The following is a 6,561-nucleotide window of genomic DNA, read 5'->3' as shown; positions in this document are numbered from 1 at the left end:
CCGAGCCTCACGGTCACCGACGACCCGCTGGCCTCGACGCTGAAGGCGCAGGCCGACTACGCGGTCAAGGCCAAGCTCATCGAGCAGCCCGACCTGGCCGGCATCTACGACCTGACGCTCCTGAACAAGGTGCTGAAGGCCGCCGGCAAGCCCGAGGTCTCCGACGCCGGCCTCGGCGCCAAGTAATCCCGTAATCCAGCAACCCCCAGGAGGTGACGACCATGGCCACCACGCTTGCCAAGGCTGCCGAGGGCACCGAAGCGGAGCAGCACACGTACGCCGCCCGCATCGAGCACGTCTCGAAGTCCTTCTCCGGCCCGGCCGGATCGCAGCTCGTCCTGGACGACATCAGCCTCGATGTCGCTCCCGGAGAGTTCGTCACCATCCTGGGTGCCTCGGGGTGCGGCAAGTCCACGCTGTTGAACCTGGTCGCGGGTCTGGACAAGCCGTCCGCGGGGTCGATCGAGACCCCCGGCGGCCGTCCGGCGCTCATGTTCCAGGAGCACGCCCTCTTCCCGTGGCTGACCGCGGGCAAGAACATCGAACTCGCCCTGCGGCTGCGCGGGGTGGCCAAGGCCGACCGCAAGCCGGAGGCCGAACGGCTTCTCGAGCTGGTCCGCCTCGGCGGCGCGTACGGCAAGCGCGTCCACGAGCTGTCCGGCGGCATGCGCCAGCGCGTCGCGCTGGCCCGCGCCCTCGCCCAGGCGAGCGAACTGCTGCTGATGGACGAGCCGTTCGCCGCGCTCGACGCCATCACCCGGGACGTGCTGCACGGCGAACTCACCCGCATCTGGGAAGAGACGAACCTGTCGGTCCTGTTCGTCACGCACAACGTGCGCGAGGCCGTCCGCCTCGCGCAGCGCGTGGTCCTGCTGTCCTCCCGGCCCGGCCGGGTCGCGAAGGAATGGACCGTGGACATCCCGCAGCCGCGCCGCATCGAGGACGCGGACGTCGCCGAGCTGTCCCTTGAGATCACTGAACACCTGCGTGGGGAGATCCGCCGCCATGGCCAGCACTGAGACCAAGCCGAAGTCGGACGACCTCGCCGGTCTGGAGGCCGGTCTGGACGCCCTCGACGCCGTCCAGACCCACCGCACCCCCGTCCGCGAGGTCCTCACCAAGAAGGTCCTGCCCCCGGTCCTCGCCATCGGCCTCGTCCTGGCGGTGTGGCAGATCCTCGTCGCGGCGCAGGTCGTCGAAGAGACCAAGATGCCCGCGCCGTCCGCCGTGTGGGACAGCCTGTCCGACATGTGGCTCAAGGGCACCCTGCTGGAGGTCATCTGGACCTCCGTCTCCCGCGGTCTGCTCGGCTTCCTGCTGGCCCTGGCCATCGGAACCCCGCTCGGCCTGCTGGTCGCCCGGGTGAAGTTCGTGCGTGCGGCGATCGGCCCGATCCTGCAGGGACTGCAGTCCCTGCCCTCGGTGGCCTGGGTCCCGCCGGCCGTGCTCTGGTTCGGCCTCAACGACGCCATGATGTTCACGGTGATCCTGCTGGGCGCCGTCCCGTCCATCGCCAACGGCCTCGTCTCCGGCATCGACCAGATCCCCCCGCTCTACCTGCGGGCCGGCCGCACGCTCGGAGCCACCGGCCTGCGCGGTGCCCGGCACATCGTCATGCCGGCCGCGCTGCCCGGCTACCTGGCCGGCCTGAAGCAGGGCTGGGCCTTCTCCTGGCGCTCCCTGATGGCCGCCGAGATCATCGCCTCCTCCCCCGACCTGGGCCTGGGCCTGGGCCAGCTCCTGGAGAACGGCCGCAACAACATCGACCTGCCCGGCGTGTTCCTCGCGATCATCCTGATCCTGATCGTCGGCATCGCCATCGACCTGCTGATCTTCAGCCCGCTCGAGCGGTGGGTGCTGCGCAGCCGCGGCCTGCTGGTCAAGGGCTGAGTCCGATGTCCTCCACGCCCGCACTCCTGGTCATAGCCCACGGCAGCCGCGACCCGCGGCACGCCGCGACCGTGCACGCCCTCGTCGAGGCGACGCGGGAGCTGCGGCCGGGGCTGCGGGTGGAGACCGCGTTCCTGGACTTCAACACCCCGACGGTCGCCCAGGCGCTCTCCTCGCTGTACCTGTCCGGCGTCCGGGAGGTAGTGGCGCTGCCCCTCCTCCTCACCCGGGCGTTCCACGCGAAGTCCGACATCCCGGCGGCGCTGGCCGAGTCCTCGGCCCGGCTGCCGGGGCTGTCGGTGCGGGTTGCCGATGTCCTCGGCCCGTCCCCGCTCCTCCTCTCCGCCCTGGAGCGCCGGCTCGCCGAAGCCGGCCTCACCCCGGCGGACCGGTCGACCACCGCGGTGGTCCTCGCGTCCGCCGGATCCACCGACCCGGAGGCGATCGCAGCGATCGCTGAAACCGCGCGGGAGTGGCGGCGTGCCGGTTGGTGCGCCGTGCGGCCTGCGTTCGCCTCCGCCGCGCTGCCCCGTACGGAGGACGCCGTACGGGCGCTGCGCGCCGAGGGCTTCGCGCGGGTGGCCGTGGCGCCGTACGTCATCGCCCCGGGGCGGCTGCCGGACCGCATCGCGGCCGGCGCCGAAGCCGCGGGCGCGGACGTCATCGCCGACGTCCTGGGCGCGGCCCCGGAACTGGCCCGTCTGCTGCTGCGCCGCTACGACGAAGCCGCCGCGTCGGCCCCGACCCGCCTCCCGGCCCTGACGGCCTGAGTCCCCGGCGCGGGCAACGGCTTTAAACCGCTGCGGAGTTCTGCCCAAAAGATCACTGTCCGCATGCTGGACGGGTCGGATGCAATGGGCTCGGCGCCTGGTTCGGCCCGCCGACGGTCGGCGGCGATCCCAGCGCGCGCGAAAGGGAACCCCTCATGATCCGCACCCGATACGCCGCCGCTCTGGCCACGCTGGCCGTCACCGCCCTTGCGATCACGGCGAGCCCCGCCTCCGCGGCGCCCGGCGACACGCTCACCATGTGCTCCAGCACGCTCACCCCTGACGGCTGGGTGGACGTCCAGTGGTGGAACAGCGGCGGGTGCGGCTCCGGCTTCAACCCCAACACCAAGCAGATCAAGGACCTCAAGGGCTACCCGGTCGGCACCCAGGTCAACGCCTGCGCCTCCACGTGGCCCCCGGCCGGCTGGACCGTCGTCAGCTCCTACTACTCGAGCGGCTGCCGCTACTCGGCCGTCCCCAGCTTCAACGCCAACACCTGGACCCTCAAGCGCACCTCCTGACCCCCGCCGGGCGCCGCAGCCGGAAGGGCTTGCCTGGGCGCGTCGTCCGGTGCATGGCGGGGGCTCCCCAGGCCCGCACGGCCCGGGGAGCCCCGGCCCGCGGGTCCTGCCGGTCACGGCGCTAGGCCGTCTCTTCCGGATCTTGCCTGACCCGCGCCGCCCGGCACCGCACCTCGCCGCGTTGTCGAGGCACCCGAGGACGTCCAGTAATCGGGAGCCTCTCCGCCTTGCAAAGCACGGCACCGGACGACGCGGGCTCAACCGGCAAGATCCGGAAGAGACGGCCTAGCCGCGGGCCGCGGCCTCGTCCGCGAGGGCGGTCAGGTCCGCGATGGTCATCGCGCCCGGCGGGAGGGACTCCCGGGCGAAGATGTTGGCCGCGTGCCGCAGCACGTCGTTGACCGGCGTCGGAACCCCGTGCAGGCGGCCCAGCAGGGAGATCTCCCCGTTGAGGTAGTCCGCCTCCACCGACCCCGTCCCCCGCGCCAGGCTCTGCCAGGACGACCCGCCCCGCACCCCCGCCGGCTGGTCCACCTTCCCGTCGCGCGCCTCCGCCTGCTCCGCGTCGGACGCGTACCCGATCCCCGCCGCCTCGAAGGCGGCCCTCGCTTCCCGGACGGCCCGCAGCAGCAGCGCCGCCTTCGCCGGGTCCGGCTCCGGACCGGTCGTCGCCTGGATGGCGTTGCCGAGGTTCCCCAGCAGCTTCGCGTACTTCCACCGCATCACGTCCTCGACGACCGGCGCCTCGAAGCCCGCCTTGCCGAGGTCGGCCGCGACCGCGCGGATCAGCCGGTCGGCGGGGCCGCCCGCCGCGCGGCCCAGGTGCAGGATGCCCGTCAGCGGCGCGCACAGCGCGGAGACGACCCCCGGCTCCAGGAAGGTGGAGGGCAGCCATACGCACACCCCGTACACGCGCGCGAAGCGCCGTAGCGCCAGGCGTTCGCTCTCCACGCCGTTCTGCGCGCACAGCACCGGCAGCCGCTGCGCGGCCGTGCCGCCGCCCGCGACCTCGGCGTCGCCCCACGCGTCGAGGGCGGCGATCGCGTCCTGTGTCTTCACGGTCAGCAACAGCACGTCGTCGGGCCGCAGTTCGCCCAGCTCGTCCGGCCCGGTGACCACCGGCAGCCGGTGCACCCGCTCCCCGTCGGCCGTGGTGAGCCGCAGCCCGTCGGCCCGCAGGGCCTCCGCGTGGGCGCCGCGCGCGACGAGGACCACCTCGCCGCCCGCCTCCGCGAGCCGTCCGCCGATGGTGGCGCCGACCGCGCCCGCGCCAATGATGATGTAACGCATACGACGAGCCTGGCACACCGCGCCGCCTGGGTTACGGTCGGGGCATGGCGAACGAGGAATTCGTACTCGGTGGCGATCTTCCGGTCCGACGGCTCGGCTTCGGCACGGGCGGCCTGGTGGGCCCCGGCTACTGGGGTCCGCGCGCCGGGCCCGACGAGGCACGGGAGCTGCTGCGCACGGCGGTCGAGCGCGGGGTCACCCTGATCGACACCGCCGACAACTACGGCCCCGACCTGGCCGAGGAACTGATCGCGCAGGCCCTCCACCCGTACGGGGAGCAGCTCGTGGTCGCCACCAAGGGCGGCGTGGTGCGCACCGGCCCCGACCAGTGGCACGTGGCGGGCCGCCCGGAGCAGTTGCGGGGGCAGTGCGAGGCGAGCCTGCGGCGGCTGCGTCTGGACCGCATCGACCTCTACCAGCTGCACCGCTTCGACCCGGCCGTGCCGATGGCGGAACAGCTGGGCGTGCTGGCCGAGTTGCGGGCGGAGGGCAAGATCCGGCACATCGGGCTGGACACGGTCACCGCGGAGCAGCTGCGCCTGGCGCTGGAGTCGACCCCGGTCGCTTCCGTCCAGAACGCGTACAACCTGCTGGACCGCACGTCGGCGGCGGTCCTCGCGGTGTGCGAGGCGAACGGGATCGCGTTCCTGCCGTACTACCCGCTGGGCAGCGGCGCCCTGGCCCGGGAGAGCGCGGCGGCGGTCGCGTCGGTGGCAGCGGCGCACGGGGTGGGCCCGGGCCAGGTCGCCCTGGCCTGGCTGCTGCACCACTCCCCCGTGCTGTGCCCGACGCCGGGCACCGGGTCGCCCGTACACCTGGCGCAGAACCTGGAGGCGGCGACGGTCCACCTCACGGCGCGGGAGCTGGAGCTGCTGGACGCCCTCGACGGCTAGGCCGTCCAGGGCGGGCGGGCTCAGCCGAACCAGACCACCAGGCGGACGTTCTCGTCGCCGTACCGGGCCGCCAGCGCGCGCATCGAGGCCCACACCGGGGCCCAGCGGCCGTCCGGCGGAACGATCATCCGGGCCGTGTAGACCACCGGCCGGTACACGGCGCCGTCCAGATGGACCTCGCCGCGCGGCGGCCATTCGTGCGGGAACAGGTCCGCGCCGAAGAGCTCCTCCGACGCGTCGAGCACCTCGACCGGCGCCCAGATCACGTCGTCCAGGACGAGCTCGCCGTCCGGGCCCGGCCGCCACACGGCCAGGCGGTTCCCGTCGGGGCCGTCGCAGAGCGGTGCGTCCCAGTCGACTGCCGCGATCTCGGCCCATGTCGCGTACGAGTGGCTGTGGTTCAGCTCGTCGTACTCCTTCGGGACCTCCTCGCAGGCGTCCTCCGGCCACCCCCTCTGGTCGAACAGCGGCCGGTCCACCCCGAGGGCCCCGCCGTAGCCGAACAGGCACTCGCGGGCGTCCCGCGCCTTCCAGAGGTCGAAGTCGAGCAGGTCGACCTCCATCCTCCAGCCGCTGCCGGCGGTGCGAGCCTCGATCAGGCCGTCGATGTACGTCCCCATGGGATCCGATCCTACGGGCCGGTCAGTTCCACGAGTTTGGCGACGGTGTTCCAGTTGCGGGTGGTCGCGTCGATGCCCTTGAGGAGGGAGGGCTTGTGCAGGGCCGCGCCCAGTTCGGAACGGCCCAGGCCGTTCGGGGCGTAGAGGTAGATGACGCGGTCGCCGAGCCGGTACTCCTCCGGGAGGTACGCGGCCTGGTCGATCGCGGCGAAGCGGTCCGCGCCGGGCTGTTCGGAGAGGAACGTGGCGTGGAGCTGCTTGCCTTCCAGCTGGGCCGTCGGGAAGGGGCAGGCCTCGGCGACGGCGCGCAGGTACTCCCCGTCCACCACCAGGCAGGCCACGGGGAAGCCGAAGCGGGCCTCGATGGCCTTCTCCAGCTCGCGGGCGAGCGCGGCCGGGTCCTTCTCGGCGCTGCTGAAGACGGCGTTGCCGCTCTGCAGGTACGTCTGAACGTCCCCGTGGCCGAGCCCCTCCAGTACGGAGCGCAGCTCGGCCATCGGGACCTTCTTCTTCCCGCCGACATTGATGCCGCGCAGCAGCGCCGCGTATTTCTTCGCCATGGGGGCAGCGTAGGCGG

Annotated in this window: 8 protein-coding genes and 1 pseudogene; 6 read left to right on the top strand and 3 right to left on the bottom strand. The window is 72.8% G+C overall.

Annotated features, from left to right (window positions below; translation table 11 throughout):
• The 5 genes and pseudogenes from AB0O21_RS10650 to AB0O21_RS10630 all read left to right on the top strand — a co-directional run.
• A pseudogene (locus tag AB0O21_RS10650) lies at window positions 1-186 on the top strand (sulfate ABC transporter substrate-binding protein); the annotation flags it as partial.
• Window positions 187-221: 35 nt separating this feature from the next.
• The gene (locus AB0O21_RS10645) at window positions 222-1,019 is read left to right on the top strand and encodes an ABC transporter ATP-binding protein (RefSeq protein ID WP_365168846.1); all 798 of its coding nucleotides are present in this window, start codon (window positions 222-224) and stop codon (window positions 1,017-1,019) included.
• Complete coding sequence (locus AB0O21_RS10640) at window positions 1,006-1,890, top strand: ABC transporter permease (RefSeq protein ID WP_365168844.1); 885 nt, start codon at window positions 1,006-1,008, stop codon at window positions 1,888-1,890. The genes AB0O21_RS10645 and AB0O21_RS10640 overlap by 14 nt, the downstream gene beginning before the upstream one ends.
• Before the next feature lie 5 nt (window positions 1,891-1,895).
• Complete coding sequence (locus tag AB0O21_RS10635) at window positions 1,896-2,660, top strand: CbiX/SirB N-terminal domain-containing protein (RefSeq protein ID WP_365168841.1); 765 nt, start codon at window positions 1,896-1,898, stop codon at window positions 2,658-2,660.
• 155 nt (window positions 2,661-2,815) lie between these two features.
• On the top strand, window positions 2,816-3,181 hold the full coding sequence (locus AB0O21_RS10630; RefSeq protein ID WP_365168839.1) for a hypothetical protein: 366 nt from the start codon (window positions 2,816-2,818) through the stop codon (window positions 3,179-3,181).
• A 285-nt stretch (window positions 3,182-3,466) separates the two neighbouring features.
• Here AB0O21_RS10630 and AB0O21_RS10625 read toward each other — a convergent pair whose 3' ends face one another.
• On the bottom strand, window positions 3,467-4,471 hold the full coding sequence (locus tag AB0O21_RS10625; protein ID WP_365168836.1) for a 2-dehydropantoate 2-reductase N-terminal domain-containing protein: 1,005 nt from the start codon (window positions 4,469-4,471) through the stop codon (window positions 3,467-3,469).
• Window positions 4,472-4,515: 44 nt separating this feature from the next.
• On the opposite strand from AB0O21_RS10625, the gene AB0O21_RS10620 reads away from it, so the two are divergent.
• Entirely contained in the window at window positions 4,516-5,364 is an 849-nt protein-coding gene (locus AB0O21_RS10620) for an aldo/keto reductase (protein WP_365168834.1), read from the top strand.
• 20 nt (window positions 5,365-5,384) lie between these two features.
• On the opposite strand, the gene AB0O21_RS10615 is transcribed toward AB0O21_RS10620, so the two are convergent.
• On the bottom strand, window positions 5,385-5,984 hold the full coding sequence (locus AB0O21_RS10615) for a hypothetical protein (RefSeq protein WP_365168831.1): 600 nt from the start codon (window positions 5,982-5,984) through the stop codon (window positions 5,385-5,387).
• Window positions 5,985-5,995: 11 nt separating this feature from the next.
• Window positions 5,996-6,544 (bottom strand): DUF1697 domain-containing protein, encoded by a 549-nt coding sequence (locus AB0O21_RS10610; RefSeq protein ID WP_365168828.1) that lies wholly within the window; start codon window positions 6,542-6,544, stop codon window positions 5,996-5,998.
• Window positions 6,545-6,561 lie beyond the last annotated feature (17 nt).

It is taken from the genome of Streptomyces sp. NPDC091371 (assembly GCF_040684275.1).
GTDB lineage: Bacteria > Actinomycetota > Actinomycetes > Streptomycetales > Streptomycetaceae > Streptomyces.
Note: the sequence above shows the minus strand (reverse complement) of the source record. Positions and strands in the feature narration are given on the sequence as shown.

Coding starts and splice junctions, on each gene's coding strand:
- AB0O21_RS10645 (WP_365168846.1), top strand. CDS start 222: ATGGCCACCACGCTTGCCAAGGCTGCCGAGGGCACCGAAGCGGAGCAG.
- AB0O21_RS10620 (WP_365168834.1), top strand. CDS start 4,516: ATGGCGAACGAGGAATTCGTACTCGGTGGCGATCTTCCGGTCCGACGG.
- AB0O21_RS10610 (WP_365168828.1), bottom strand. CDS start 6,544: ATGGCGAAGAAATACGCGGCGCTGCTGCGCGGCATCAATGTCGGCGGG.
- AB0O21_RS10630 (WP_365168839.1), top strand. CDS start 2,816: ATGATCCGCACCCGATACGCCGCCGCTCTGGCCACGCTGGCCGTCACC.
- AB0O21_RS10640 (WP_365168844.1), top strand. CDS start 1,006: ATGGCCAGCACTGAGACCAAGCCGAAGTCGGACGACCTCGCCGGTCTG.
- AB0O21_RS10615 (WP_365168831.1), bottom strand. CDS start 5,984: ATGGGGACGTACATCGACGGCCTGATCGAGGCTCGCACCGCCGGCAGC.
- AB0O21_RS10635 (WP_365168841.1), top strand. CDS start 1,896: ATGTCCTCCACGCCCGCACTCCTGGTCATAGCCCACGGCAGCCGCGAC.
- AB0O21_RS10625 (WP_365168836.1), bottom strand. CDS start 4,471: ATGCGTTACATCATCATTGGCGCGGGCGCGGTCGGCGCCACCATCGGC.